Origin of the sequence: Streptomyces sp. NPDC048696 (genome assembly GCF_043198895.1) — a bacterium.
In the GTDB taxonomy this organism is placed as follows: domain Bacteria; phylum Actinomycetota; class Actinomycetes; order Streptomycetales; family Streptomycetaceae; genus Streptomyces.
The window spans coordinates 290,957-316,126 of record NZ_JBICVJ010000010.1; the positions used below are offsets into that span (position 1 = coordinate 290,957).

The 25,170-nt window shown below is 71.9% G+C and carries 21 protein-coding genes and 1 tRNA gene; 13 read left to right on the forward strand and 9 right to left on the reverse strand.

Features of this window, described 5'->3' with window-relative positions; genetic code table 11:
- The first annotated feature begins 149 nt into the window (after nt 1–149).
- Nucleotides 150–1,328 (forward strand): nitric oxide synthase oxygenase, encoded by a 1,179-nt coding sequence (locus tag ACGFRG_RS22950; RefSeq protein ID WP_393266579.1) that lies wholly within the window; start codon nt 150–152, stop codon nt 1,326–1,328.
- A 363-nt stretch (nt 1,329–1,691) separates the two neighbouring features.
- On the opposite strand, the gene ACGFRG_RS22955 is transcribed toward ACGFRG_RS22950, so the two are convergent.
- Entirely contained in the window at nt 1,692–2,114 is a 423-nt protein-coding gene (locus ACGFRG_RS22955; protein ID WP_393266582.1) for a MarR family winged helix-turn-helix transcriptional regulator, read from the reverse strand.
- Between the two features lie 228 nt (nt 2,115–2,342).
- On the opposite strand from ACGFRG_RS22955, the gene ACGFRG_RS22960 reads away from it, so the two are divergent.
- The 11 genes from ACGFRG_RS22960 to ACGFRG_RS23010 all read left to right on the forward strand — a co-directional run bounded on the left by ACGFRG_RS22960 (nt 2,343) and on the right by ACGFRG_RS23010 (nt 13,451).
- Entirely contained in the window at nt 2,343–3,569 is a 1,227-nt protein-coding gene (locus ACGFRG_RS22960) for a Glu/Leu/Phe/Val dehydrogenase dimerization domain-containing protein (protein ID WP_393266584.1), read from the forward strand.
- The gene (locus ACGFRG_RS22965; RefSeq protein WP_393266587.1) at nt 3,566–5,044 is read left to right on the forward strand and encodes an adenylosuccinate lyase family protein; all 1,479 of its coding nucleotides are present in this window, start codon (nt 3,566–3,568) and stop codon (nt 5,042–5,044) included. The genes ACGFRG_RS22960 and ACGFRG_RS22965 overlap by 4 nt, the downstream gene beginning before the upstream one ends.
- Complete coding sequence (locus tag ACGFRG_RS22970) at nt 5,041–5,658, forward strand: hypothetical protein (RefSeq protein WP_361418999.1); 618 nt, start codon at nt 5,041–5,043, stop codon at nt 5,656–5,658. The genes ACGFRG_RS22965 and ACGFRG_RS22970 overlap by 4 nt, the downstream gene beginning before the upstream one ends.
- 65 nt (nt 5,659–5,723) lie before the next feature.
- Nucleotides 5,724–6,410, forward strand: a complete 687-nt coding sequence (locus tag ACGFRG_RS22975) for an FmdE family protein (protein ID WP_361419002.1) — start codon at nt 5,724–5,726, stop codon at nt 6,408–6,410.
- Nucleotides 6,411–6,454: 44 nt separating this feature from the next.
- The gene (locus tag ACGFRG_RS22980) at nt 6,455–7,312 is read left to right on the forward strand and encodes an NAD(P)H-binding protein (RefSeq protein WP_393266592.1); all 858 of its coding nucleotides are present in this window, start codon (nt 6,455–6,457) and stop codon (nt 7,310–7,312) included.
- Between the two features lie 4 nt (nt 7,313–7,316).
- A complete protein-coding gene (locus tag ACGFRG_RS22985; protein WP_361419009.1) occupies nt 7,317–8,231 on the forward strand; it encodes an inositol monophosphatase family protein in 915 nt (304 codons plus the stop codon).
- Between the two features lie 161 nt (nt 8,232–8,392).
- Entirely contained in the window at nt 8,393–9,490 is a 1,098-nt protein-coding gene (locus ACGFRG_RS22990) for a phenazine biosynthesis protein (RefSeq protein ID WP_361419012.1), read from the forward strand.
- Nucleotides 9,491–9,493: 3 nt separating this feature from the next.
- Nucleotides 9,494–10,885, forward strand: a complete 1,392-nt coding sequence (locus ACGFRG_RS22995) for an aldehyde dehydrogenase family protein (protein WP_393266594.1) — start codon at nt 9,494–9,496, stop codon at nt 10,883–10,885.
- Nucleotides 10,886–10,930: 45 nt separating this feature from the next.
- A complete protein-coding gene (locus ACGFRG_RS23000; protein WP_393266597.1) occupies nt 10,931–11,656 on the forward strand; it encodes an SDR family NAD(P)-dependent oxidoreductase in 726 nt (241 codons plus the stop codon).
- 62 nt (nt 11,657–11,718) lie between these two features.
- Nucleotides 11,719–12,081, forward strand: a complete 363-nt coding sequence (locus ACGFRG_RS23005; RefSeq protein ID WP_361419021.1) for a metalloregulator ArsR/SmtB family transcription factor — start codon at nt 11,719–11,721, stop codon at nt 12,079–12,081.
- 113 nt (nt 12,082–12,194) lie between these two features.
- On the forward strand, nt 12,195–13,451 hold the full coding sequence (locus tag ACGFRG_RS23010) for an MFS transporter (protein ID WP_393266600.1): 1,257 nt from the start codon (nt 12,195–12,197) through the stop codon (nt 13,449–13,451).
- 4 nt (nt 13,452–13,455) lie between these two features.
- Here the strand turns inward: ACGFRG_RS23010 and ACGFRG_RS23015 are convergent, their stop codons facing one another.
- The 5 genes from ACGFRG_RS23015 to ACGFRG_RS23035 all read right to left on the reverse strand — a co-directional run bounded on the left by ACGFRG_RS23015 (nt 13,456) and on the right by ACGFRG_RS23035 (nt 21,792).
- On the reverse strand, nt 13,456–13,692 hold the full coding sequence (locus ACGFRG_RS23015) for an acyl carrier protein (RefSeq protein ID WP_393266679.1): 237 nt from the start codon (nt 13,690–13,692) through the stop codon (nt 13,456–13,458).
- Nucleotides 13,693–16,784: 3,092 nt separating this feature from the next.
- The gene (locus ACGFRG_RS23020) at nt 16,785–17,828 is read right to left on the reverse strand and encodes a trypsin-like peptidase domain-containing protein (RefSeq protein ID WP_393266603.1); all 1,044 of its coding nucleotides are present in this window, start codon (nt 17,826–17,828) and stop codon (nt 16,785–16,787) included.
- A 204-nt stretch (nt 17,829–18,032) separates the two neighbouring features.
- On the reverse strand, nt 18,033–20,252 hold the full coding sequence (locus ACGFRG_RS23025; RefSeq protein WP_393266605.1) for an NADP-dependent isocitrate dehydrogenase: 2,220 nt from the start codon (nt 20,250–20,252) through the stop codon (nt 18,033–18,035).
- A gap of 180 nt (nt 20,253–20,432) precedes the next feature.
- Nucleotides 20,433–20,509, reverse strand: a tRNA-Pro gene (locus ACGFRG_RS23030).
- Between the two features lie 98 nt (nt 20,510–20,607).
- Nucleotides 20,608–21,792 carry a Gfo/Idh/MocA family oxidoreductase gene (locus ACGFRG_RS23035; RefSeq protein WP_361419033.1) on the reverse strand — a complete coding sequence of 395 codons (1,185 nt, stop codon included), beginning with the start codon at nt 21,790–21,792 and terminating at the stop codon, nt 20,608–20,610.
- Nucleotides 21,793–22,407: 615 nt separating this feature from the next.
- Here ACGFRG_RS23035 and ACGFRG_RS23040 point away from each other — a divergent pair.
- Nucleotides 22,408–23,613, forward strand: a complete 1,206-nt coding sequence (locus ACGFRG_RS23040) for an acyl-CoA dehydrogenase family protein (RefSeq protein WP_361419035.1) — start codon at nt 22,408–22,410, stop codon at nt 23,611–23,613.
- A 25-nt stretch (nt 23,614–23,638) separates the two neighbouring features.
- Here the strand turns inward: ACGFRG_RS23040 and ACGFRG_RS23045 are convergent, their stop codons facing one another.
- From ACGFRG_RS23045 to ACGFRG_RS23055, 3 genes are read right to left on the reverse strand one after another with little or no spacing between them, the layout of a single operon-like run.
- Complete coding sequence (locus ACGFRG_RS23045) at nt 23,639–24,208, reverse strand: GAF domain-containing protein (RefSeq protein ID WP_361419038.1); 570 nt, start codon at nt 24,206–24,208, stop codon at nt 23,639–23,641.
- Nucleotides 24,205–24,819, reverse strand: coding sequence for an ATP/GTP-binding protein (locus ACGFRG_RS23050; RefSeq protein WP_361419041.1), 615 nt, complete (start codon nt 24,817–24,819; stop codon nt 24,205–24,207). The genes ACGFRG_RS23045 and ACGFRG_RS23050 overlap by 4 nt, the downstream gene beginning before the upstream one ends.
- Nucleotides 24,797–25,168 (reverse strand): DUF742 domain-containing protein, encoded by a 372-nt coding sequence (locus tag ACGFRG_RS23055; RefSeq protein ID WP_361419043.1) that lies wholly within the window; start codon nt 25,166–25,168, stop codon nt 24,797–24,799. Before ACGFRG_RS23055 ends, ACGFRG_RS23050 begins: the two co-directional genes overlap by 23 nt.
- Nucleotides 25,169–25,170 lie beyond the last annotated feature (2 nt).

Genomic DNA, 25,170 nt, shown 5'->3' on the forward strand with positions numbered 1-25,170 from the left:
TCCGGTCACCTCCACCCGGTCGAAAGCAGTCATCGCGCGACGCGAACGCGCCATTGCCGATCACTGCGCCGCAACGGCCGTCCGCCGCAACGGGTTCACGGGCATCATTCGGCCCACCGATCGTCCGTCCGCCGTTGCCGGAGGTGCCCGTGATACGGAAATTCCTGAGCAGGCCGAGGCGCCCCGCGCACGGCGGGCCGAACGCCGACGAGCCGGCCGTATGGCGCGAGGCGGCCGATTTCATCCGGCTGCACCGCGCCGAGGAGCCGGACCTCGGGGCGCCGGAGCCCCGCCTGGCGGAGATACGGGACGCGATCCGCACCACCGGCACCTACCGGCACACCACCGAGGAGCTGGCGTTCGGCGCCCGGGTGGCCTGGCGCAACAGCAACCGCTGCATCGGCCGGCTCTACTGGCGCTCGCTGCGGGTGCGCGATCTGCGCCACCTCACCGACGCGGAGCCGATCGCCGCCGCCTGCGCCGAGCACCTGCGCCAGGCCACCAACGACGGCCGCATCCGCCCCCTGATCAGCGTCTTCGCCCCGGACGCGGCCGACCGCCCGGGCCCGCGCATCTGGAACGAACAGCTCATCCGGTACGCGGGCTACCGCGCCGCCGACGGCCGGGTGGTCGGCGATCCGCGCAACGCCGGGCTCACCGACATGGCGTTGCGGATCGGCTGGGCCGGCGGGCCGCGTACCGCCTTCGACGTGCTGCCGCTGATCGTGGAGGGCGTCGACGACAAGCCGCGCGCCTTCGAACTGCCCGATGACGCGGTCCTGGAGGTGCCACTGGACCACCCCGACGACGCGTGGAGCGAGGAGTGGGGGCTGCGCTGGCACGCCGTGCCCGCGATCTCCGGGATGTGCCTGGAGATCGGCGGCATCCACTACCCGGCCGCGCCCTTCAACGGCTGGTACATGGGGACGGAGATCGGCGCCCGCAACCTCGCCGACACCGACCGCTACAACCTGCTCCCGCGCATCGCCCGCCGCCTGGGCCTCGACACCGCCGACGACCGCTCGCTGTGGAAGGACCGCGCGCTGGTCGAGCTCAACCGGGCCGTCCTGCACTCCTTCGACCGGGCGGGCGTCACCATGGCCGACCACCACGCGGAGTCAAGGCGTTTCGTACGGCACTTGGAGCGCGAGGAGCACAAGGGCCGTGCCGTGCCCGCCGACTGGTCCTGGATCGTGCCGCCGATGTCGGCGGCGACCACGCCGGTGTTCCACCGTACCTACGACGCGGCCGAGTTGCGGCCCGCGTTCGCCCACCATCCGGAGGCGGCGGCCCGGGCGCGCGGCGAATCGATTCGGCGGATGCCGTGAGCGCGTACGTAGGCGGGTCTGGTGGCACCCGCGTACAGCAGGGTCCCATGGGAGGCTGATATGCCGTGGTACTCCCGGCTGCGGCCGCGCGGGGCGAAGAGACCGATCCCGGTGGTGTCGTGGCCGGAACGGCCCCCGCCGGACGGCGGGGGCGCCCCGGATCCGGACGGGCGGCGCACGAGGGGTCGTGTGGCGTGGACCGATGACGCGGGGAAGGGTCGCTTGCCAGATTGCAGCACTTGCACATGATGTGCAAGAGGAGGCGGTCGCGGGTATTTCTGAAGCGGCATCACATGTGCGCGGGCATACGGAAGTTGCGGGCGACCGACGGCCCGCAACGTGGAGTGATCCGTACCGCGGCGGCTACTCGTCCGCGACCGCGAGTCGTTGCATAAGCTCACGCAGCACATCGCGCTCCGCCACCGACAGGGGCTGCAGGAAGGACTCGTGGACCTTGACCATCAGGTCCCCGGCATCCCGCAAGCACAGGGTGCCGCGGTCGGTCAGATAGAGCGCGAACGTCCGGCGGTCGGCGCCTCTGCGGCGCTCCAGGAGGCCCTTGCGCTCAAGGTCGTCGACAAGCCCGACGATGGTCGTCCGGTCGATCCGCAGGGTCTGCCCGACCATGCGCTGGTTGATCCCGGGCTCGGAGCGCACCACGTTCAGGACCCCGAACTGGCGCAGGGTGATGTCCAGATGGACCAGAGCCTGCTCGGCCTGCTCGGTGAAACGCTGGCCCGCCTTGCGGAGAAGGAAGCCGTGCCAGCCCTGCAACCCATGGAACAACGGCGATGTCCCATCGTTCGGTTCCCTCTTCGCCACCACTTTTTGGTTCACCCTCCAGTGGTGACGGTCCATCATGAAGGCCGCGCAGCGGGCCCCTTGACTCTCCAGTCACCGGTCGGCCATGCTCCCGAACTGACAGAACGCTGATTGTCACTGTAGCAGACAATCTATCTTGCTCGAATCTGCGCGTGTCTGTGTTTGCACATCTGTATGACCTACGGGGGAACCATGGTCAGCGTCATCGAGTTCATCGATCCTGTCGAACACTGTCCCGGCTACCTTGCCTACGACGCCACCGACTGCCGCCTCGCGGCGGGCGGCTGCCGCATGCAGGCCGGACTCACCGCCGAAACCCTCCGGACCCTCGCGGGACGCATGACGCTCAAGCAGCGCGTGCTCGGGGTCAACGTCGACGGTGCCAAGTGCGGCATCGCCTACGACCCGCACGGACCGCACCGCGAAGCCGTCCTGCGGCGGTTCGTCGCCTTCCTCGCCGACGAGCTGACCACTCGCTTCAGCATGGGCTGCGACATGGGCACCCGGTTCGAGGAGCTCGACCGGATCGCCGCCGAGCTGGGCATCGGCTCCGCGAAGATCGCCGTACGGCGTGCCCAGCGCATCGGCGACCAGGAGTTCCGGGCCCGGATGAGCCTGCTGTCCACCCCGGTGGGGCTGCTCACGCTCGGCCAGCGCCGGGCCGGCCACGCGCTGGCGCACAGCGCGCTCGCCGCCACCGCGCACACCCGCCGCCGCGCCCACCAGGTCACCGTCGCCCTCCAGGGGTTCGGCAACCTCGGCCGGGCCGCCGCGATGGCCTTCCTCGACGCGGGCGTACGGGTCACGGTCGTCGCCGACGAGTACGGCTGCGCGGTCGACCCGCGCGGGATCGACCTCGCCCGCATGCTCACCATCGACCAGGGCCGCCCCGTGCAGAGCCTGCTCGCCGAGCCGATGCGGCTGCCGCGCGAGGCGCTGTTCGAGCTCCCCGCCGACGTACTGGTCCTGGCGGGCGGCGAGGACGCGATCACGCCCGCACAGGCGGCGGTGCTGCCGGTGCCGATCGTCTCCGTGGGCGCCAACTGCGGACTGAGCCCGACCGCCGAGCAACTGCTGCTCGACCGCGGTGTCCTGGTCGTCCCCGACTTCATCGGCGGGATCGGCGGCTCGGCGTCGATGGAGGCGCTGTTCGGCCCCCGCACCACACCGACGGCGCCGGAGGTCCTGGACACCATCGGGGCGATGATGCGCGAACTCGTCGGCGACATCCTCTGCGGAGCCCGCGACCGGGGGCTGAGTCCCCGTCAGGTGGCCACCGGCATCGCTGAGTCGGCGATCGTCTCGCCCGGCGAGCGGCCCTACGGCGCAAGTCCCTACCGCCCGTCCGGCCCCGCACCCCGGGGCGCCCGGGCGCGTACCGTCCGTACCTCGCCGCACTCCGAGAGGCGACCGTCATGACCACCGCACCCGCACCCGGCGGCCCGGCCGCACCCCACCCCCCGTCCGAGTGCGCCCACTTACGCAGCCACATCACCGACTCGCAGTTCTACGGCCACCGGTACAGCACCCAGGCCAGCCATCGCATCTTCTGTGACCGATGTCGCTACCAACGATGGCTCGACGTCGAAGCGGCGCTCGCCCTCAGCCAGGGCGAGCTGGGCATCATCCCGGCGGCCGCCGCCCGGATGATCGCCGAGGCCGCCGATGTGAACCGGCTCGACCTGCCCGCCATCCGGGCCGAGATCCGCCGCACCAGCCACTCCCTCGTCGCGTTCCTGCGCGTCTTCCAGGCGTCGTGCGAGGGCGGCTCCGGCGAGTACGTGCACTACGGCGCCACCACCCAGGACATCCAGGACACCGCACAGGTCCTCGAAATCCGGGACGTCCTCGACGAGTTGGAGGCGTTGCTGCGCTCCCTGGCCGGGCGGCTGGCGGATCTCGCCGAGGCCAACGGGTCCACGGTCGCCCTCGGCCGCACCCACGCCCAGCCCGCACTTCCGATGGGCTTCGGGGTCAAGATCGCCGGCTGGCTCGACGAGACGCTGAGGCATCTGGAGCGCATCGAGCAGCTGCGCCCGCGCGTGCTCGCGGCCCAGCTCTTCGGCGGCGTCGGCACCATGGCGGGCTTCGGCGAGAACGCGCTGCCGCTGCTCGACGCCTTCGCCGCCCGGCTTGGCCTCACGGCTCCCGCCGTCGGCTGGCACGTCTCGCGCGACCGGATCGTCGAGTTCGTGTCGTGCGCGGCGATGGTGGCCGGGACGATGGGCCGCATCGGCGACGAGGTGCGCACGCTGTCCCGCCCCGAGTTCGGCGAGCTGGAGATCGGCTGGCGGCACGGGCAGGTCGGTAGCAGCACCATGCCGCACAAGCGCAACCCGGAGGCGTGCGAACAGGCCGTCGTCATGGCCCGGTTGGCGGCCGCGCAGATGGCCAACGCGCTGGCCTGCATGGCGGGCGACCACGAACGCGACTCGCGGACCCTGCGCATCGAGTGGGCCTGTGTGCCCGACGTCTCGCACTACGCCCTGTCGGCGTGCGAGATCGTGGGCCACCTCGTCGGCGGCCTGGCGGTGCGGCCGGAGCGGATCCGTACCAATGTGTCGGCGGTCGCCGAGCAGATCGCGACCGAGAAGCTGATGCTCGCGCTCGGCAGGCACATCGGGAAGCAGACCGCCCACGAGTACGTGTACGAGCTCGTCCAGGCGGCCCGCGAGAACGGCTCCTCGATGCGCGAGGTGACCGGGCGCGACGGTCTGGCGGGCGCGCCGCTGGACGCGGCCGCGCTCGACGAGATCTTCGACCCGGCGAGCCACCTCGGCCAGTCGGCGGCGCTGACCGCCCGGGCGGTGGCCAGGGCGCGGGCGGTGCTCGGGCAGCCCGGCGAGTTACCGAACGGCACCGGCGGCGAGGCGGACGGCGGGGACGCGCGATGAGCGCCGCGCCCGCCGCCGCGGACCAGGACGCCGGGGAGATATCCGGGGCGCGGGAGATCGTCTTCCCCCGCCCGCTCTACGCCAGCCTGGTGGCCCACGCCGTACGGAAGTTCACCGGCCACTATCTGGCGGGCGAGACCGAGGAGCGCAAGGCGTTCGGGATGGTCGCGGGCCGGCCGACCCGCGGCGGTCTCCAGGTCGGCTCGGTCTTCCCGCTGATCGTCAACCTCCGCCACGACAAAGGCCACCGCGCCCGGATGGACGAGGTCGTCGAGGAGCACGCCATCCCGTCCGAGACGCCGATGGACCAGCGCGGCTGGATCGCCGATCCGCGCGAGCTGATGGCCATCGACGACGCCTGCGACGACGCCGGGTGGGTGCTCTTCGGCAACTACCACACCCACCGCGTGCCCTGGCCACACGATCCGGTCCGCGACACCTGCACCCGGCTGGACCGGGTGCTCGCGGCCGAGTCGGGCCAGTGGACCCTGATCCTCTCCGTGGTCGATCTGCACCGCCCGGTCCTGCGGGCGTTCTTCGAGGGCGACAACGACCGCGAGGCCGTGATCCGCGTCGTCCCGCCCCTGCCCGGCATGCGGGCGGCGGGGGCCTGAAGCCCGTCCGCCGCGCCCCGCCCCACCCCTTCCACGCTGTCCGTCACTCCATAAAAGAGGTCGTCATGGATCGCACCCAGGCTTACAACGACGTCGTCCGCTTCCACGGCCACGAATGCCCCGGCGCCGCCTTCGGCGTGCGGGTCGCCGAGGCCGCCCTCACCGCCCTCGCCCCGAAGGACCCGGCCACGCCCCTGGTGCTGGTCTGTGAGACCGACGCCTGCGCGGTGGACGCGCTCCAGGTGCTGACCGGCTGTACGTACGGCAAGCGCAACCTGATCCACGAGGACGCGGGCCGCAATGTGTTCACCCTGTGGGAGCGCGACGGATCCAGTGGCGTACGGATCAAGGCGAAGGCCGACAGCATCGTCTTCCGCACCGAGGAGATCTGGGCGCTGTCCACCCGTATCGACGACGGCACCGCGACGCTGGAGGACGAGGCGGCGTTCGCCCGGCTCCAGGGCGAACGGATCGCCGGGCTGCTGAGCGTGGCCGACGACGACATCCTGAGCGTCGAGCGCGCCGAGTCCCCGGCCCCGGGCGTCAAGCACCTCGCCCGTACCGACCTGTGCGTCGACTGCGGCGAGCCCACCAGCGTCGAGACGCTGCACGACCACCGGGGCCGGATGGTCTGCCCCGCCTGCCATCTCGCCGCGCACGGCGGTGTGCTGCCCGAGGGCCACGGCGACCACGGGCACCACCCGCAGAGCCACAAGCACAAGCATGACCACAAGCACGAGCACAAGCACTGACCGATGCCGACTCAGTGCGGACACACGGAAGGGGCCGCGGGGCCGTGACAGTGTTCGTGATCGGCGCGGCCGGGCCACTGGGGCAGTCGGTGGTCCGTGCGCTGCGGGAGCGTGACGTGGAAGTGGCCGTCCTGGCCGGGGAGTCCGAACGGGTCCCGGCCGGGCCGGGCGTGCGGGTGGTCGCCGGGGACCTCGGCGACCCGGACACGGTGCGGGCGGGGGCGGAGGGCTGCGAGAGCGTGTTCCTGTCCTCCGCCTGCCGCGTGGAGTGCCAGAACGCGGCGGTCGGCGTGGCCGCCGACGTCGGGGCGCGCCTGGTGAAGATGTCGCCGTGGCCCGCCGCCGTACGGGAGGACAGCCCGGCGCCCGGGGCCCGGCACCACTGGATCACCGAGCGGTACCTCGCCAAACGGGGGCTGCCGTACACGATCCTGTCGCCCAGCTATCCGATGCAGGAGCTGATCCGGCACTACGCGCCCGATGTGCGACGGCGCGGGGTGCTGGTCGATCCGGCGGGCGGCCGGGGGGTCGGTTTCGTCGACGAGCACGACGTCGCCGAGGTGGCGGCGCGGGTGCTCGTCGAGCCGGGGCACGAGGGGCGCACCTACGCGCTCACCGGGCCCGCCGCGCCGACGTTCGGCGAGATCGCGGAACTGCTCGGCCGGCTCACGTCGGCCCGAGTGGTGGCCGAGGAGCTGGCGGGTGCGGAGCTGGGCGCGTGGCTGGCCCGTGAGCACCGGCCGTGGGAGGCCGAACTCGCCTCGCTCTTCCAGCTGTTCAGGGAAGGCGCCGCCGAGTCGGTGACCGATGACGTACGTCGGGTCATCGGCCAGGATCCGCACCCGCTCGCCGACTTCCTCAAGGCGCATCTCCATCAGTTCCTGCCGGACGCCGGGGGATGAGTCGATGTCCACCACGGGGCGATTCGCCGAACGGACCGTCGTGGCCGACGACTTCCTGGCCGCGGGCTTCGCCGCGCGCGCCACGGTGGCCGCCGGGCGGCTGCTGCTGGATCTGCGCGCCCAGCACGAGGACGGGCTCGCGCCCGGCGGCGCCAAGATGGCCCAGCTCGGGCGCACATGGTCGGGGCTGCTCCTGCGCAACCGCATCCGGGCCCGCTATCCACGGGACGGTGTGCTCACCGCCCCGGCCGAGCGGGCGCCGGACGAGCTGCGCAGGCGCCGGGTGTGGCTGGTCGAGCCGTTGGACGCGGCCGAGGAGTACCACGGCCCGGGCGACCCGCACTGGTCGGTGCGGCTCGCCCTGTGGGAGCGGGAGCGGGGGGTGGTCGCGGCGGCCGTCGCGGTTCCGGCGCTGTGCGAGGTGGTGTGCACGGCGGACCGGGACGCCGGGTGGCGCCATCCGTCGCGGCCGCCCGGGCAGCGCCCCCGGGTGGTGGTCGACACCCGCCGCCCGGCCGCGTTCGCGCGTACGGTCGTGCGGCAGATCGGGGCCGAGCTGATCCCGATGGGGTCGGCCGGGGCCAAGACGGTCGCGGTGATCCAGGGCGACGCCGACGCGTACATCCACTCCCGCACCGCCTGGGAGTGGGGCGACCAGGCGCTGTTCCGGGTGGCGGAGGCGGCCGGGCTGCAGGTCACCCCGGTCGCGGACACGCATCCGGCGCGGCGCCCGCAGGGCCCGGAGCCCGGTGGCGCGGGGCTCGCCGTGATCTGCCGTCCCTGGCTCACCCGTACGCTCCTCACCGCTTTCGGCACCCATGGGATCCGCCCGTCCGGTGCCGTACCGGGCCGGCGCAAGGGCGCCCGGGCACGGCCGGGAAGCACCGGCGAGGCGCCCGCGCGCCGAGCTCCCCACTGACGCGCGGGCAGTCTTGACGCCCCTTCCCGCACTCAACATACTGCCAACAATCAGCATCTCTGACAATCAGCCAACTGTTCTACGGCCACCGCGTGTTGAAGGCGCCGGGTCGCCGATCGCTTCGCAGAGACTTCGCAGAGAACGGACAGGACCGAACCGAGATGGCCGACGACTTCAGTTCCGTGTTCGAGCCCCCACTTGACCAGTCCCCCGACATCGACGACCTCGTCCGCGCGACCATGGAGTGGCACTTCTCGCCGCTGACCGGCAGCCCGTACTGGGTGGAGCGCGCCAAGGGCTTCTCGTTCGACCCGCGCGCGGACGTCCGGAGCCTCGCGGATCTGCGGCTGTTCGCGGACGTCCCGGTCGACTGGAGCCGGATACCGGCCGATCAGCTGGTGCCGCGCGGGAGCGCGCCCGGGGTGCGGTTCGGGATCTACGAGTCGGGCGGCGCCACCGGTGCGCCCAAGCGGATCGTGGACGCCGGCTCGCGGCGGCGCAACGTGGAGTGGCAGAGCCGGATGCTGGACGAGCAGGGGTTCCCCTCGGGCGACGGCAACTGGCTGCACATCGGGCCGACCGGCCCGCACGTGATGGCCAAGAACATCTCCACGCTCAGCGAACTGCGCGGCCACCTCTGCTACTTCGTCGACCTGGACCCGCGCTGGGTGCGGCGCTGTGTCGCCGAGGGGCGCCAGAGCGAGTTCCGGCGCTATGTCGACCACATCCTGGACCAGGTCAAGGACGTCCTCACCACTCAGGACATCCGCTGTATCTCCAGCACCCCGCGCATCCTGGAGACGATCAGCGCGCGCGAGGACGTCTACAGCCTGCTGCGCCGGAGTGTGCGCGGGATGATCTGGGGCGGCACCAGCATGGACGGCGAGACCCTGCGCCTGCTGCAGGAGGAGCTGTTCCCGGAGGCCACGCTGGCGGGCGCGTACGGCAACACGATGATGGGGGTGGCCCCGCAGCGCACCCCCCGGCCGCACGACAAGGCGCCGTGCGTCTTCCGCCCCTTCCACCCGTACACCGTCGTCGAACTCGTCGACCCCGAACAGCCGGACCGGATCGTCGCCGAGGACGAGGAGGGCCGGGTCGTCATCACCGTCCTGACCCGCGACTACTTCACCCCGCCCACCCTGGAGCGCGACCTCGCCACCCGGCGCGCCTCGGTGGACGGCTTCCCGGGGATCGAGGTCTCCGGCGTCCGCCCGTACGAGTCGGCCACCACCTCGGTGGTCGAGGGGGTGTACTGACTGATGGGCGAGGCCAAAGACCTTGACGCCAAGGATCTGTACGAGATCCCGCTGATCCGCGCCGGCCGGGCCCGGCAGTCGTCCGAGCGCGCCGAACTCACGGGTGTGGACGGCACGTTGCTGGCCACGGTCCACCTCGCGCCACCGCTGCTCGCCCGGCTCACCGTCGCGGACGCGCGGGCCGGTGAGGAGCGCACACCGACACCCGGGCAACTGGCCGAGGCGGGCCGCCACTTCGAGACCGCGACCCTCAACGGGCTCTCACCGCAGGGCTACTGCGAGCTTCAGGCGCGGGTCGCCGGGGTGCCCGTCGCGGTGGCCCGGCACTCACTGAAGGACGTCGCCGAGACGTTCGCCAATGTGGGGGCGCGGTTCCTGGCCGAGCGCCCGGCCGGGGCGGGCGCACGGCCCGCGCCCGGGGAGATCGGCGCGGTGTGGACGCGGCGCGGGGACGTGCTGGCGGTGATCGCCCCCAGCAACAACCCCGGTACGCACACCCAATGGCTCACCGCACTGGCCTGCGGGTACCGGCTGGTGGTGCGGCCGGGAACACGGGATCCGTTCACCCCGGCACGGATGATCGCCGCGCTGCTGGAGGCGGGGGTCGCGCCGCACTACCTGTCGCTGCTTCCCGGCAGCCATGCCACGGGGGACGCGCTGGTCGAGGCCGCCGATCTGAGTCTGGTGTACGGCGGTGACGCGGCGGTCCGGCGCTACGGCGAGGACCGCCGGGTGATCCTGCGCGGTCCCGGCCGCTCCAAGCTGCTGCACACCGGCGAGATCACCGAGGAGACACTCGACGTGATCTGCGCGTCGGTGGGTTACGACGCCGGGATGCGCTGCACCAACGCGACCGCCGTGTTCACCGACGCCGACCCGGCGACCCTGGCGGCGGCGGTGGCCGAGCGGCTGGCCCGGCTGACCGCGGCCCCGCCGCAGTCGGCCGACGCGCAGGTGCCCGTACTGCCGCTGGGCGAGGCGCGTGCGCTGCGCGCCCAGCTGGCGGGCAGCCTGGCGGGCGCGGTGGACGTGGCCGCGCCGCTCTACCCGGACGGGCCGGTGGCGGACCTCGGGGACGGGTCCGGCGCGCTGCGCCCGGCGGTGCTGCTCTGCGACCGCTCCGACCACCCCGGCGCCCGGATCGAGCTGTCGTTCCCGTGCGTGTGGATCCTGCCGTGGCAGCGCGCCGAGGGCTTCGGCCTGCTGAAGGACACGCTCGCGCTGACGATCCTCGGCGGCGACGAGGAGCTGGCCCGCGAGGCGCTGCGCGAGCGCTCGATCCGCAAGGTCCTGCTCGGCCCCATCCCCACGTACACCGCGGGCCGGACCAGTCCGCACGACGGCTATCTGAGCCATGACCTGATGGAGGCCCGGGCCTTCGGGACCACGGCCTGACCACGACAGCCCGGCACGCGGCAACGACCTCTGGGGAGTGTGGAGATGACTCGAACCGTCCTGGTGACCGGTGGCGGCACCGGCATCGGCAAGGCGATCGCGGCGGCCTTCCTGGCCGACGGCGACCACGTCGTCATCAGCGGCCGGCGCGAAGACGTGCTGCGGCGGGCTGCCGAGGAACTGGGCGGCAAGGTGACCGCGCTGCCGTGCGACGCCACCGACCCCGAGCAGCTGGAGCGGCTGGGCGAGCGGCTGCCGGACGCCCTGCACGTCCTCGTCAACAACGCGGGCGGGAACCGGGAGTTCGACGCCCCGCCGCCCGGCGATCTGCGCTCGCTCGCCGAGCGGTGGCGGGCCAACCTGGACGCCAATCTGCTCGGCGCGGTGCTCACCACGGCCGCCGTCGACAAGCAGCTGGTGTCCGGCGGGGCGGTGGTGAACATCAGCTCGTTCGCGGCGGACCGGGGAGCGGGCTCGTACGGCGCCGCGAAGGCGGCCATGAACAGCTGGAACATCTTCGCCGCCCGCCAGCTCGGGCCGCGCGGGGTGACCTGCAACGTGGTCGCGCCCGGCTATGTCGACCACACCGAGTTCTTCCGCGACCGGCGCTCGCAGCAGTTCCACGACGCCCGGGTCGCGGAGACCATGGTGGGGCGGGCCGGCCGGCCCGAGGACATGGCGCAGGTCGTCCGCTTCCTGGCCTCGCCCGCCGCCCGGCACATCACCGGCCAGGTCGTCCGCGTCGACGGCGGAGTGATACCCACCCGCTGACCGCCGCTGCGGTGCGGGCGGGCCATCCGGCGGGCCCGTACCGGCGCTCTACGATGGGCCCCATGAGCGCGAGCAAGCAGATGTCAGATGCGCACACCCCGCACCCGCGCACGACCGGCGACGACGAGCGCCTGGATGTCGCCGTCGGCGTGCTCACGCTGCTCGCGGACCGCACCCGCCTCGCCCTGCTCAAGGAACTCGGCACGGGCGACGCCGATGTCACCACCCTCACCGAAGCGTGCGGCGCCGCCCGCCCCTCGGTGAGCCAGCACCTGGCCAAGCTCCGTCTCGCCGGTCTCGTCGCGACCCGCAAGGAGGGTCGCCGGGTGGTCTACTCGCTGCGCCACGGACATCTGCGCCGCCTCGTCGACGAGGCCCTGAACGTGGCGGACCACCAGCTCAGCGCCCTTCCGCCACACGACTGACACCCCCGCGCCCCGCAGCCCCGGAGCCGGTCTTCGGCGAACATGTGCATAGGTACGCACACATTGATTACGATGGAGGTCCCAGCACCTTCTCGCGCCCCGGGACGGGTCCCATGCTGTCCGTACTGCGCAACCGCACCTACCGCCATCTGTTCACCGCACAGGTCGTGGCGCTCATAGGCACCGGCCTCGCCACGGTCGCGCTCAGCCTGCTGGCGTACGACATGGCGGGCAGCCGGGCCTCGGCCGTGCTCGGCACCGCGCTGGCGATCAAGATGGTGGCCTATGTGGGCGTCGCCCCGGTCGTCGGCGCCTTCGCGCACCGGATCCCGCGCCGGGCGCTGCTGGTGGCGACGGACCTGACCCGCGCGGGCGTCGCCCTCACGCTCCCGTTCGTCTCCCAGGTCTGGCAGGTCTACGCGCTGATCTTCCTGCTCCAGGCCGCCTCGGCCGCGTTCACCCCCGTCTTCCAGGCGACCATCCCCGAGATCCTGCCCGCCGAGCGCGACTACACCCACGCCCTGTCCCTGTCCCGGCTCGCCTACGACCTGGAGAGCCTGCTCAGCCCGGCCCTCGCGGCGGCGCTGCTGACGCTGGTCTCCTACAACTGGCTGTTCGCGGGCACGGCCCTCGGCTTCCTCGGCTCCGCCACGCTGGTGGTCTCGGCCGTGCTGCCCCGGGCGAGGCCGGTCACCCGGACCGAAGGCGCCTACGCCAAGGCCGCGTTCGGGGTCCGGCTGTTCTGGGCGAGCCCACGGCTGCGGGCACTGCTCGCGCTCGACCTGGCGGTGGCCGCCGCGGGCGCGATGGTGTTCGTCAACACCGTCGTGCTGGTCCGGGGCCACTTCCGCCAGGGCGCGGGTGCGGTGTCGCTGGCGCTGGGCGCGTACGGGGCGGGCTCCATCGTTGCCGCGCTGCTGCTCCCGAGGCTGCTCGCCCGGGTGAGCGAGCGCGCGGTGATGCTCCCGGCGGCGTTCGCCCTGCCCGCCGTGCTCGTCGCGGTGGCCGCCACCACGCTCGCCCCGCGCGGGAGCTGGACATGGGCGGGCGCGCTGGCCACCTGGGCGGCGATCGGCGCCGCGGGCTCGGCGGTGCTCACCCCCGGCGGCCGGCTGATCCGCCGCTGCGCCGCCACCGCCGACCTCCCGGCCGCGTTCGCCGCCCAGTTCTCCCTCTCGCACGGCTGCTGGCTGCTGACGTATCCGCTCGCGGGGTGGCTGGCGGCGGGCGCCGGGCTGCCGGTGACGGCGACGGTCCTGGGCGCGGTATCCCTCGCGGCGGCGGCGCTGGCGACGGCGGTGTGGCCGCGCGAGGCGGCGCCGAGCGGGCGCCTCAGCACCGGACGCGCGTCGGCGGCACTGAGCCGATGACCCGTCAACTCACGCTCTGAGAACGCTTCTTCACGATGAAGTCGACCGCGTCCCGTACCGTCCGCAGACCCATCAGGGACTCGTCGGGGATGCTCAGGCCGAACTGCTCCTCGGCGGCGACGGCCACCTCCACCATCGACAGCGAGTCGATGTCCAGGTCGGTGAGGAAATCCGCCCCCATCCGCACCTCCTCGACCGGCACGCCCGTCACTTCGTTGATGATCTCCGCCAGTCCTTCCAGAACCTCCCGGCGCCGGTCGGACCCGCTCTCGTCGGCCCGCTCGGCTCGCTCCCCCGCCCGCGCGGCCACATCGATCAGCCGCTGGTCAGGGTGGTTGAGGAACGACTGGAGGACCAGCCAGAACGCGTCCGGGTCCATCCAGTGCAGCTCGGCCAGCGCCTCGTCCACCAGCGGGCTGTCGCGCGTCTCGTGCCAGACCACCAGCGGCGCGAGCACCCGAGCGGGCATCGCGGGCCGGTCCCGCAGCACCCGGCAGAGCGCTTCGAGGAGATCCGCGAGCGGGTTCCGCGTCATCGGTTCCCGGTACTCGTACGGGGCGAACTCGTCGGCCAGCAGCTCCTCCGGCAGGCCCCGCAGCCGCTCCTCCAACGCGTCGATGCCGCTCCGGCGCTCCCCCTCCCGCCGCCCGCTCTCCCAGAGCCAGAGCGCCAGTTGCTCGGGGTGCGCCAGGGCGCGCGCCTCGCTCTGCGGCAGCCGGTGCCCGGCGCTCGCCGCCGTACGCACGCAGAACGCGACCCACTCGTCAAGGCCCTGCTCCGGGCCGGGCCGGTCGCGCTCAACCCAGTGGCAGATCAACCACAGTTCGGCCACCTGACGCGGGGCGTCCATGATCTCGATGCCGCCGCCGAGCCGCAGGAGCCGGGGCCCGAAGCGCGACCACATCTCCTGGCACACGCTTTCGGCCAGCTCCATCAGGTCCCCGGAAGCCCCTGGTCCGTCGCCCGCCGACGCGCCCTGGCCGAAGCCGTGGCGACCGCCACGCGCCGGTGCGAGGGCGACCGGCCGCCCCTCGGCGCCCAGCAGATCACTCGCCCACTCGTACATCGTCCGCACGAACAACCGGTCCTGCTCCAGGTCCCGGGCGCGCTGCTGCCGTATCGCCCGCACGCGCGCCCGCAGGTGCGGGGCCGACGGCACCGGCGCCGCGGCGAACGCGTCCTCGCACTCGGCCAGCCACGGCAGTTCGGTGTAGGCGACGCCCCTCGTGGTCTCCAGTGCGGCGACGACCAGTTCACGCAGCCGCTCGCCCAGATAGTGCTCGCCCACGAGCCGGGCGGCGAGTTCGGCCTGCACCGGCGCGTCCCCGCCGGGCGCGCCGACAAGCAGCCGGGCCGCGAGCTCCAGCGCGTCGCCGTACGGCCGGGCGAGCAGCAGCGTCACCTCGTCGGCGGCCACGGCCGGGGGCAGCCGCAAAAGGGTGCGGCGCGCCGACGCCCGTACCGTGGAATTCGCGTCCCACGCCAGACGGTTGAGGGGGCGCAGCACCTGTGAACCGCTCGTCAGGGCCAGGCGGTGCAGCTGCTCGGCGACGATGCGGCGCACGAAGTCGTACTCCTGCGAGGCGAGTTCGTCCACGAAGTCCCAGAACACGCGGCCCCGGTGCGGGTCGAGCTGGAAGACCAGCTGGGTGCCGATGCCCCGCCACTTCCAGTCGCGCCCGAGCATCGCCCGGATCACCGCGAGGTGCGCCCGGTCGTCCGCCCGGCGGTCCTCCAGGCGCAGCACCAGGAACTCCAACGCGCCGCGCAGGGTGCTGAATCCGGGCTCCTGGGCCATCAGGTCGAGCGCGTCGTCGGCGATGGCGGCCGGGCGCTTGCCCGCCCAGCCGCAGTCGACGTAGAGGCTCAGGGCAAGTACGTACTCGGCGAAGCGGTCGTAGATGAAGACGACGTTGCGTACGCCGATCTCGTCGTCGATGCTCTCCTCAAGGATGATCTCCTCGTCGATGACCCGGCTGTAGAGCGAGTCGCTGCTGTCGAGCTCGGCGGGCGCGTAGCGCAGGGTGGCCGCGACGACGCTGCGCGGCACCGAGGTGCAGCGGCTCTGCCGCATCAACCGGGCCACCTCCAGGACGAGTTCGGCGACCGCGCCGCTTCCTCTGAGCGAGGTGGCGTCGGCGACCTGCTCGACCTTGCGCTCCCAGAAGAGCTTGAAGAGGCGGAAGAGCCGGAAGTCCTCGACGACGCCGATCTCCCGGTCGCGGTACGCCTCGCACAGGATGCGCAGCACCAGGGCATGGCGGCAGCGCTCGGCGGCCTCGCCGCGCAGATCGCCGCGGATGCCGAAGGCGGCGAAGTAGGCGGCGGCGATCGCGGGGAAGGAGTCGGCCGGGAACAGCGGCACGTCCTCGACCCGGGTCGTGGCGCCGGATCTCGGCGCGGACTGCGGGAGTTCGCGCCGGCGCACATAGCTGGACCAGAACGGGGCGCGGTAGAACTGCCAGAAGTCGGTACGGCAGGTGACGACCACCTTCACGCCCGCGCTCTCGGCCTGCCGCAGCAGTTCGTGCAGCGCGGCCTTCATGGCGTCCGGCTTGGCCGGGGACTCGTTGATCGCGTCGAGGAGCAGCAGCGGCGGGCGGCCGGGGCCCCCGGTGCGGGCGAGGTCGGCGAAGCAGCCCGGCCAGTCGGCGCCGTAGCCGAGCCGGGCGGCGATCAGGTCGAGCAGCCCCCGCGGGTCGAAGACCGGGACACGGGCCGACATCAGCAGCACCAGTGAGTCGCCGAGGCGGCGCTCGGCCAGCGAGCAGAGCAGACTGGTCTTGCCGCGGCCCGGCTTGGAGACCACGAGGAAGCAGGTGCTGTCGTCGGCCAGGAACTCCTCTACCCGCTCTTCGAGTTCGCGGTGGCGGAAGTAGAGCTCGCGCAGGTACTTCGAGCCGATCTCGGAGATCTCCCGCAGGGTGGCGGTCCGCGCGCGCTCGCGCAGGCCCGCGTACGGCGTTCCGGTGGCGGTCAGCGCGTCGAGGTCGGCCGGGTCGAGCCGGGCGACCTCGGCGGCGAGCCGGGCCATCGCCTCCTGGCGGTCCACGCCGACGACCGCGACCGAGGCGAGCGCCGCGACGAAGTCCGACAGAGCGCGCGGGCCGCCGCGCGCCACCGCGCCGACGGCCTCGGTGAAGAACGCGACGGTGCTCAGCTGCGGGGCGATCCGCTGGGTGAGCTGCCCGTATCCGGCGTGCTCCAGGAGGAACGTCCGCTGGCCCGGTTCGTTCATACCGGGCAGGGAGGCGAAGCTCTGGATGAGTCTGCCGCGCAGTGCGGTGCGGTCGGCGTCTGGCATGGCGGTGTCTCCGGGGTCGCGCCGATGGGTCAGCCGAGGCGGGAGCGGACGTCCGGCGGCAGCTCCCGCAGGATCCCGCTCAGCAGGAACCCCTCGTTGCGGTAGTAGTAGCTGCCGGTGGCCGGTTCCTGGAGGGTGCCGCCGGCGTGGTGGACGGCGCAGACGCGCCAGTCGTCGGTGAGCACCGGGGCGCCGGAGGAGCCGGGGAGCGTGGCCGTGACGTACTGGACGACATCGGCGTCGACGTACTCCACGAAGTTGCTCTGCAGCGCGATCTGCTTGGGACGCCCGGCCGGGTGCTGGACGATGTTGACCCGGTCGCCCGGGCGCGGCGGCGTCTCGGCGAGCTCCAGGCGGCCCCACTCGGTGCCCGGCGAGTCGGCCAGCTCGACGAGGGCGAAGTCGCGGCGGGCGTCGGCGAGATACAGCCGCCCGGTGGCGCGCGCGGTGCTCACCGGGCGTGGTCTGCCGGTGGCGTCGTCCTCGTAGTTGAAGAGGAAGCGGGCGCCTTCGAGCAGGCCCGCGTGCGGGAGTACGTGCTCGTTGGTGAGCAGGAGGTCGTCCGCGATCAGGAACCCGGTGCCGGTCCAGCGGCTCGCGCCGTCCGCCACCACGATGTGGCAGACCGGGCGTGCGGCGGCCAGGGCGAGCTCCAGGAAGTGGACGGGCCGCAGCGTGTTGCTGGTGATGATCTTCTCCTCGACCCGGCCGGGGCCACTGGCGCCCCTCCACCTCGCCACCGCCTGGGCCGGCGCGACCGGGACCATCATGCGGTGGCGCAGCAGCAGCGCGGCGAGGAGGTCCCGGTGCTCCCGGCCGGTGAGCGTGGCGACCAGGTTGAGGAAGAGCCCCAGCGCCTCGTGGTCGTGGCTGATCCGGCCGTACGCGCCGAGATACGTGACGATACGGCTGACCGCCACGAGGGCGGGGCCGCCGAGGTCGATGTGCGGGACGAGGTCGCCGAGCCCGGCGAGCGCCAGCATCTCGGCGCGGCCGTCCGGCGAGCCGAGGAGCGGCATGGCGGCGAGGAGCGTGACGAGCCGTTGGCGCTCCTCCACGGACAACTCGACCATCGCTGCTCCCCCTGGGACGGCGCCGGAATTTCCCCATGGTGCCAGCGCGCGGGCGCTTTGGCGGGTCGTCGGGCGCGGTCCGTAGCGAAATACGGGGCGGTCCGTAGCGAAAACGGGACCGCCCCGGCCGGGGGAACCGGCCGGGGCGGAACGGGTGAGCCACGACGGAACGGGTCCGCCATCCTCGGTCGCGGGACCGAGAGGTCAGCCGAGGGTGGCGATCGCCTGGTTGAAGGTGGCCGACGGGCGCATGACCGCCGCCGCCTTCGCCGGGTCGGGCTGGTAGTAGCCGCCGATGTCGGCCGGCGAGCCCTGCACCGCGATCAGCTCGTCGACGATGGTCTGCTCCTGCTCGGCCAGCGTCTTGGCGAGCGGCGCGAACGCCTCGGCGAGCTGCGCGTCCTCGGTCTGCTTCGCCAGCTCCTGGGCCCAGTACAGGGCGAGGAAGAAGTGGCTGCCGCGGTTGTCGATGCCGCCGACGCGACGGGTCGGGGACTTGTCCTCGTTGAGGAAGGTCGCCGTGCCGCGGTCGAGGGTGTCGGCGAGCACCTGGGCGCGCGCGTTGCCCGTGGTCGTCGCCAGGTGCTCGAAGCTGGCCGCGAGCGCGAAGAACTCGCCCAGGCTGTCCCAGCGCAGGTAGTTCTCCTTGACCAGCTGCTGGACGTGCTTGGGCGCGGAGCCGCCGGCGCCCGTCTCGAACAGGCCGCCGCCCGCCATCAGCGGGACGACCGACAGCATCTTGGCGCTGGTGCCCAGCTCCAGGATCGGGAACAGGTCGGTCAGGTAGTCACGCAGCACGTTGCCGGTGACCGAGATCGTGTTCAGGCCCTTGCGGATGCGCTCCACCGACAGCTTGGTGGCCTCGACCGGGGACAGGACACGGATGTCCAGGCCCTCGGTGTCGTGCTCCGCGAGGTACTGCTCGACCTTGGCGATCAGGTTGGCGTCGTGCGCGCGGGTCTCGTCCAGCCAGAACACGGCCGGGTCGCCGGTCGCGCGGGCGCGGGTGACGGCGAGCTTCACCCAGTCCTTGATCGGGGCGTCCTTGGTCTGGCAGGCGCGGAAGACGTCACCGGCGGCGACGGCCTGCTCCAGGACGACGTTGCCGTCCTGGTCGACGAGGCGGACCGTGCCCGGGGCCGCGATCTCGAAGGTCTTGTCGTGGCTGCCGTACTCCTCGGCCTTCTGCGCCATGAGGCCGACGTTCGGGACCGAGCCCATGGTCGACGGGTCGAAGGCGCCGTGGGCGCGGCAGTCGTCGATGACGACCTGGTACACACCGGAGTAGCTGCTGTCCGGGAGGACCGCGAGGGTGTCCTGCTCCTGGCCGTCCGGGCCCCACATGTGGCCGGAGGTGCGGATCATGGCCGGCATGGAGGCGTCGACGATGACGTCCGAGGGGACGTGCAGGTTGGTGATGCCCTTGTCGGAGTCGACCATCGCCAGCTCCGGGCCCTCGGCGAGCTCGGCCTCGAACGACGCCTTGATCGCGTCGCCCTCGGGCAGCGCGGCCAGGCCGTTCAGGATGCCGCCGAGACCGTCGTTCGGGCTCAGACCGGCCGCGGCCAGCTGGGCGCCGTACGCGGCGAACGTCTTCGGGAAGAAGGCACGCACCACGTGACCGAAGACGATCGGGTCCGAGACCTTCATCATCGTGGCCTTGAGGTGCACCGAGAACAGCACGCCCTCGGCCTTGGCGCGGGCGATCTGCGCCGCCAGGAACTCGTTCAGGGCCGCCACGTGCATGACGGACGCGTCCACGACCTCGCCCGCGAGGACGGGTACGGACTCGCGCAGCACCGTGGTGGAGCCGTCCTCGCCCGCCAGCTCGATGCGCAGCGAGCCCGCCTGGGAGATCACCGCGGACTTCTCGGTGGAGCGGAAGTCGTCGGCGCCCATGGTGGCGACGTTGGTCTTGGACTCGGGGGTCCAGGCGCCCATGCGGTGCGGGTGCGTCTTGGCGTAGTTCTTGACCGAGGCGGGGGCGCGGCGGTCGGAGTTGCCCTCGCGCAGCACCGGGTTCACGGCGCTGCCCTTGACCTTGTCGTAGCGGGCGCGGATGTCGCGCTCCTCGTCCGACTTCGGGTCGTCCGGGTAGTCCGGCAGCGCGTAGCCCTGGCCCTGCAGCTCGGCGATCGCGGCCTTGAGCTGCGGGATCGAGGCCGAGACGTTCGGCAGCTTGATGATGTTCGCCTCGGGCGTCTTCGCGAGTTCACCGAGCTCGGCGAGGGCGTCAGGGATGCGCTGGCCCTCCAGCAGGTACTCGGGGAAGAGGGCGATGATGCGCCCGGCCAGCGAGATGTCCCGCGTCTCCACAGTGACCCCGGCCGTCGAGGCATACGCCTGGACCACAGGCAGGAACGAGTACGTCGCCAGCGCGGGCGCCTCGTCAGTGTGGGTGTAGATGATGGTCGAGTCAGTCACCGGGTGCTCCACTCCACGTATGCAACATTGCTCGACATCAAGATATCTCGTGACGGGCTCCGGCCGGACAGGGCCCTGCCGCCGGGCGCGATCCGCGCGAGACCGGGCGCGATCGGCGTCGAGAAACACGGAAAGCCGCCTTCCCGAAATGAGAAGACGGCTTCCGACCTGCGAAAACGCTGGTCGGGACGACAGGATTTGAACCTGCGACCCCTTGACCCCCAGTCAAGTGCGCTACCAAGCTGCGCCACGTCCCGGTGCCCGTCTGACCTGGGGTTTCCCCCGGCCGAACGTGCACGAGAACAATACCGCACTTCTACCGGTGGTCACGAACGCCTTTCGCCAGCCGCCCGCCTCAGCGGCGCTGGCCCGCCGCGAAATAGGCCGCGAGCTCCGGATCCAGCGGCTCCACCCGGCGGGGCGTGCCGCCGTCACGCAGCGACATGGTCGCCTGGTAGCCCGCCGCCACCGCCATCCGGGCGGCCACCGGGGAGGTGTCGGTGGTGCCTCCCTCGCGTACGAAGCGCAGGAACTCGTCCATCAGGAGCGGGTCCGCGCCGCCGTGCCCCGAGTCGTCCGGCGCCGGAGCCACCTCGTGGAGCTCGTCGGGCTCCTCCCGGTAGTGCGAGCGCCGGGCGTTCCACACCTTGATGTGGCTGCCCGGGCCGTCGCCGAAGTTCTCCAGCCGCCCGGCGTCGCCGATGACCGTGTAGTTGCGCCAGTAGTCGGGGGTGAAATGGCACTGCTGGTAGGCGGCGAGCACCCCGTTGTCCAGGCGCATGTTCAGGAGCGAGACGTCCTCGATGTCGATCACCGGGTTCAGGGCCCGCTGGGTGTGCGGCGGCCAGTGGCCGTCCTTGGTGTACCAGTCGTCCGCCTTGGGCTCGCCCGGCGCGCGGCGGTGCGGGTTGTCGCCGTAGACCATGAGGTCGCCCATGGCCTGGACGTCGCGCGCGTAGCCGCCGGCCAGCCAGTGCAGTACGTCGATGTCGTGCGCGGCCTTCTGGAGCAGCAGGCCGGTGGTGTACTCGCGCTGGGCGTGCCAGTCCTTGAAGTACCAGTCGCCGCCGTAGCCGACGAAGTGGCGGATCCAGACCGTCTTGACCCGGCCGACCGCACCGCGCTCGATCAGGTCCCGCATCAGCCGGACCACCGGCATGTGGCGCATGTTGTGGCCGACGTACAGCCTGCTCCCGGTCTCGTACGCGGTGCGCAGGATCGCGTCGCAGCGCTCGACCGAGATGTCCAGGGGCTTCTCCACGAACACGGGCTTGGCGCTCCGCATGGCCTCGCGGGCGAGGTCGGCGTGGGTGTGGTCGGGGGTGAGGATGAGCAGGGCGTCGATGTCGGGGTCCTCGACGACCTTGCGGTGATCGCTCGTGATCGCCGCGTCCGGGAACGCCGCGGCCGCTTCCGCGCGGGCGCGGGGGTCGGGGTCCGCGAGCGCGGTGAGCCGGGAGCCGCGGCCCGGTCGGTGGGCCACGCGGGCGAGGCTGCCGCGCAGGCCGAAGCCGAGGGCGCCGATACGCAGGTCGGTCATGGTCAACTTCCTTGTGGTCCGAGCGGGTTGATGGCCCGGCCTTGTCCGGGTGATCCGCTGCCCGATGGTGACAGCGGCGCCCGAGCCGGTACCGCACGCCGGGCAAGCGCCTACGACAACTATTTCGCGCCGCTGCCCCCTGCGGGCACTCCAACGCGCGGGACCCCGGCGGGCGTTCATCCCCGTACGGCGAAACGATCAGGTTCGCACACCGTCGTACCCTGGTTCCGGGCGGCAACGGGCGCGTCCGTATGCGTTCGGGCCCGCTGTCCGATCACGTTCGCGGGTGCTCCTCGATGCCGTCGATGTGCGCATCCGGGACCGAAAGCTGTCCCTCAGTGCCAGATACCCACGAAACCTTTGCCCTTGGCATGTGGCAAAAAGTTGAGTCCGGGGAATGCCAACCGAGTGGAACCGAGGAGGCCAACCTCACACGAAACACCAGTACCCAAACGTCAACACGCCGCGTTTCGGCCAAAGTTGACAATCGCGTTGAAGCGCCACCGGATGATCCACAACATGATGGGGTCGGCCTCTTCGGGACGGGGACCACTGCCGATGCACCACCTGCCCGAACACCCATACGGGCAGGCGTTTCGCGGAGGAGGGCTCGCCATGGACGGATACTTCAGCAGCCGCCTGCACCACCAACTGAGGGAACAGGTGCGGCAGTTCGCCGAGTACGAGGTCCGGCCCCGGATAGCGGCGATGGAGGCGGCGCGCTCGGTCCAGTACGACCTGTCACGGCTCATCGCCCGGCAGGGCTGGATCGGAGCCACCGTGAGTCCGTCGTACGGCGGCATGGGCGTCGGGCACCTCGGAAAGACCATCATCATCGAGGAGTTGTCCCGGGTCAGCGGGGCCATGGGCGCCATGGCACAGGCCTCCCAGCTGGGGGTGGCGAAAATAGTCCACTTCGGCAGCGAGGAGCAGAAGAAGCAGTGGCTTCCGGCCATCTCCGCCGGCGACTGCCTGCCGACGATCGCGGTGACCGAGCCCGAGTCCGGCGGCCATGTGCTCGGCATGAGCGCCACCGCGGTGCGCGACGGCGACGACTACATCCTCAACGGCCGCAAGGTGTACGTGGGCAACAGCCATGTCGGCGATCTGCACGGCGTGGTCGTCCGCACCGGGCCGGGCTCCGGGGGGCTGACCGCCTTCCTGGTCGAATCCGACCGGCCCGGGTGCACCGCCGGCATCCAGCGCGACACGATGGGGCTGCACGGCTTCAGCTTCGGCGAGCTGTACTTCGACAACTGCCGGGTGCCGGTGGAGAGCCGCTTGGGCGAGGAGGGCGACGGGCTCGCCGTGGCCTACTCCTCCAGCGTGCTCTACGGCCGCGCCAATCTGACGGCCGTCTCGCTCGGTATCCACCGGGCGATCCTGGAGGAGACCACCAGGTTCTGCTCGGAGCGCATCCGCTACGGCAAGCCGCTCCATGAACTGACCAACGTCAAGATCAAGTTGGGCCAGTTGCAGTCCCGGCTGATGACCGCCCGGCTCGCCGCCTATCACGCGGTGCATCTGCTGGACCAGGGGATGCCGTGCGACGCGGAGCTGATGAACGCCAAGGTGGTCAATGTGGAGTCCACGCTGGACTCGGCGCGCAGCGCCATGGAGATCCACGCGGCGGCCGGACTGTTCACCGACCGCCCGATCGAACGCTATCTGCGCGACGCGCACCACATCTTCGCCCCGGCCGGCACCTCGGACGTACAGCTGCTCAGGCTGGCGGAGGTGGCCCTGGGCACCGCGAAGGGCCAGTGGTCCCAGCGGCTCTCCGAGCTCGTACGCACGGAAGAGCTCGCGGCGGCCCACTGACCGCGATGGCCGGCGAGGACGGCGGTCAGAAGCCGCCGTCCTCGCGGCGGTGGATCTGCTCGATGAGCTCCGCCGCCATGGACTTGATCGTCTCCAGACCGGCCCGGCCCCACGGGCGGGGCTCGGTGTCGACCACGCAGATGGTACCGAGCGCGATCCCGGTACGGTCGATCAGCGGGGCACCGAGGTAGGAGCGGATGCCGATCTCGTCGACGACCGGGTTGCCGGCGAACCGGGGGTAGTCGCAGACGTCCTCCAGGACGAGCGCCTTGCGGCGCACCACCACGTGCGGGCAGTACCCGTGGTCGCGCGCCATGATCCGGCTCACCCCGCCCGCCGAGGCCGCCGCGTTCAGATCGGCGGTGGAGTGCGCGCCCTCGGGGGTGTGCAGCCCGGCGAAGAACTGCTGGTTCTCGTCGATGAAGTTGACCATCGAATAGGGCGCCGCGGTGACCTCGGCGAGTTTGTGGGCGAAGTCGTCGAACGCCGGATCCGGCTGCTCCCCCATGCCGAGCTGGCGCAGCCGCTGCACACGCACGGGCGCCTCCCGGTCGATCGGGGTGAGCAGCAGATGGCCGGTCGGGTCGTACGTCATGTGTGGGCTCCATGGCTGGTGGCGGCCGGGAAAGTGGCCAGCAGATGCTGGACCAGGGTGACCAGGGTCCCGATTCCGGAGCTGCCGATCCGGGCGTCGCACAGGACGACGGGAACCTCGGGTTTGAGGTCTATGGCGGAGCGCACCTCGTCCGGCGTGTAGCGGTAGGCCCCGTCGAACTCGTTGACGGCGACGAGGAATCCGATGCCGCGGCGTTCGAAGAAGTCCACCGCGGAGAAGCAGTCCTCAAGGCGGCGGGTGTCCGCGAGGATCACCGCGCCGAGGGCGCCCTCGGACAGTTCGTCCCACATGAACCAGAAGCGCTCCTGCCCGGGCGTGCCGAAGAGGTACAGGACGTGCCGGTCGTCGAGGGAGATACGGCCGAAGTCCATGGCGACCGTCGTGGTGGTCTTGGACTCCACGCCTTCGAGGCTGTCGTGCGCCACGCTGACCGTGGTGAGCAGCTCCTCGGTGGAGAGCGGTTCGATCTCGCTGACCGCGCCCACGAAGGTCGTCTTGCCGACTCCGAACCCGCCGGCGACAAGGATCTTCAGCGCGGTGGGGAAGAGATCCACGGCGGGGCTGGCGTCAGAGCCGTCGTCGTAGGCCATCGAGCACTGCCTCCAGCAGAGATCGGTCGGTGGGGGTGTGGTGGAAGCGGGGCGCACGGGCCGTCACCGCACCGCACTCCACCAGGTCGGACAGCAGGACTTTGGTGACGACCGCGGGCAGCCGCAGATGGGCCGCGATCTCCGCCACCGAGGTCGGCCCCTCGCACAGCCCGAGCGCCTGGGAGTGCTCGGGCCCGAGCGGTGTCCGGGGCGGTGTCCCGGTCGCCATCACCTGGGAGAGCAGATCCAGGGTGGCGGTCGGCCGGGTGCGTCCATTGCTCACGGTGTACGGGCGGATCAACCGCCCGGCGTCGTCGTCGAGCCATGGTCCGTCCTGCGGGGCCGGCACGC

Excerpts from the sequence above, each read along its gene's own strand:
- ACGFRG_RS22960 (WP_393266584.1), top strand. The coding sequence starts at position 2,343 with ATGGTCAGCGTCATCGAGTTCATCGATCCTGTCGAACACTGTCCCGGC.
- ACGFRG_RS23045 (WP_361419038.1), bottom strand. The coding sequence starts at position 24,208 with ATGACGTACGACCCGACCGGCCATCTGCTGCTCACCCCGATCGACCGG.
- ACGFRG_RS22975 (WP_361419002.1), top strand. The coding sequence starts at position 5,724 with ATGGATCGCACCCAGGCTTACAACGACGTCGTCCGCTTCCACGGCCAC.
- ACGFRG_RS23010 (WP_393266600.1), top strand. The coding sequence starts at position 12,195 with ATGCTGTCCGTACTGCGCAACCGCACCTACCGCCATCTGTTCACCGCA.
- ACGFRG_RS22970 (WP_361418999.1), top strand. The coding sequence starts at position 5,041 with ATGAGCGCCGCGCCCGCCGCCGCGGACCAGGACGCCGGGGAGATATCC.
- ACGFRG_RS23040 (WP_361419035.1), top strand. The coding sequence starts at position 22,408 with ATGGACGGATACTTCAGCAGCCGCCTGCACCACCAACTGAGGGAACAG.
- ACGFRG_RS23050 (WP_361419041.1), bottom strand. The coding sequence starts at position 24,819 with ATGGCCTACGACGACGGCTCTGACGCCAGCCCCGCCGTGGATCTCTTC.
- ACGFRG_RS22990 (WP_361419012.1), top strand. The coding sequence starts at position 8,393 with ATGGCCGACGACTTCAGTTCCGTGTTCGAGCCCCCACTTGACCAGTCC.
- ACGFRG_RS22965 (WP_393266587.1), top strand. The coding sequence starts at position 3,566 with ATGACCACCGCACCCGCACCCGGCGGCCCGGCCGCACCCCACCCCCCG.
- ACGFRG_RS23005 (WP_361419021.1), top strand. The coding sequence starts at position 11,719 with ATGAGCGCGAGCAAGCAGATGTCAGATGCGCACACCCCGCACCCGCGC.
- ACGFRG_RS22995 (WP_393266594.1), top strand. The coding sequence starts at position 9,494 with ATGGGCGAGGCCAAAGACCTTGACGCCAAGGATCTGTACGAGATCCCG.
- ACGFRG_RS23000 (WP_393266597.1), top strand. The coding sequence starts at position 10,931 with ATGACTCGAACCGTCCTGGTGACCGGTGGCGGCACCGGCATCGGCAAG.
- ACGFRG_RS23020 (WP_393266603.1), bottom strand. The coding sequence starts at position 17,828 with ATGGTCGAGTTGTCCGTGGAGGAGCGCCAACGGCTCGTCACGCTCCTC.
- ACGFRG_RS23035 (WP_361419033.1), bottom strand. The coding sequence starts at position 21,792 with ATGACCGACCTGCGTATCGGCGCCCTCGGCTTCGGCCTGCGCGGCAGC.
- ACGFRG_RS22985 (WP_361419009.1), top strand. The coding sequence starts at position 7,317 with ATGTCCACCACGGGGCGATTCGCCGAACGGACCGTCGTGGCCGACGAC.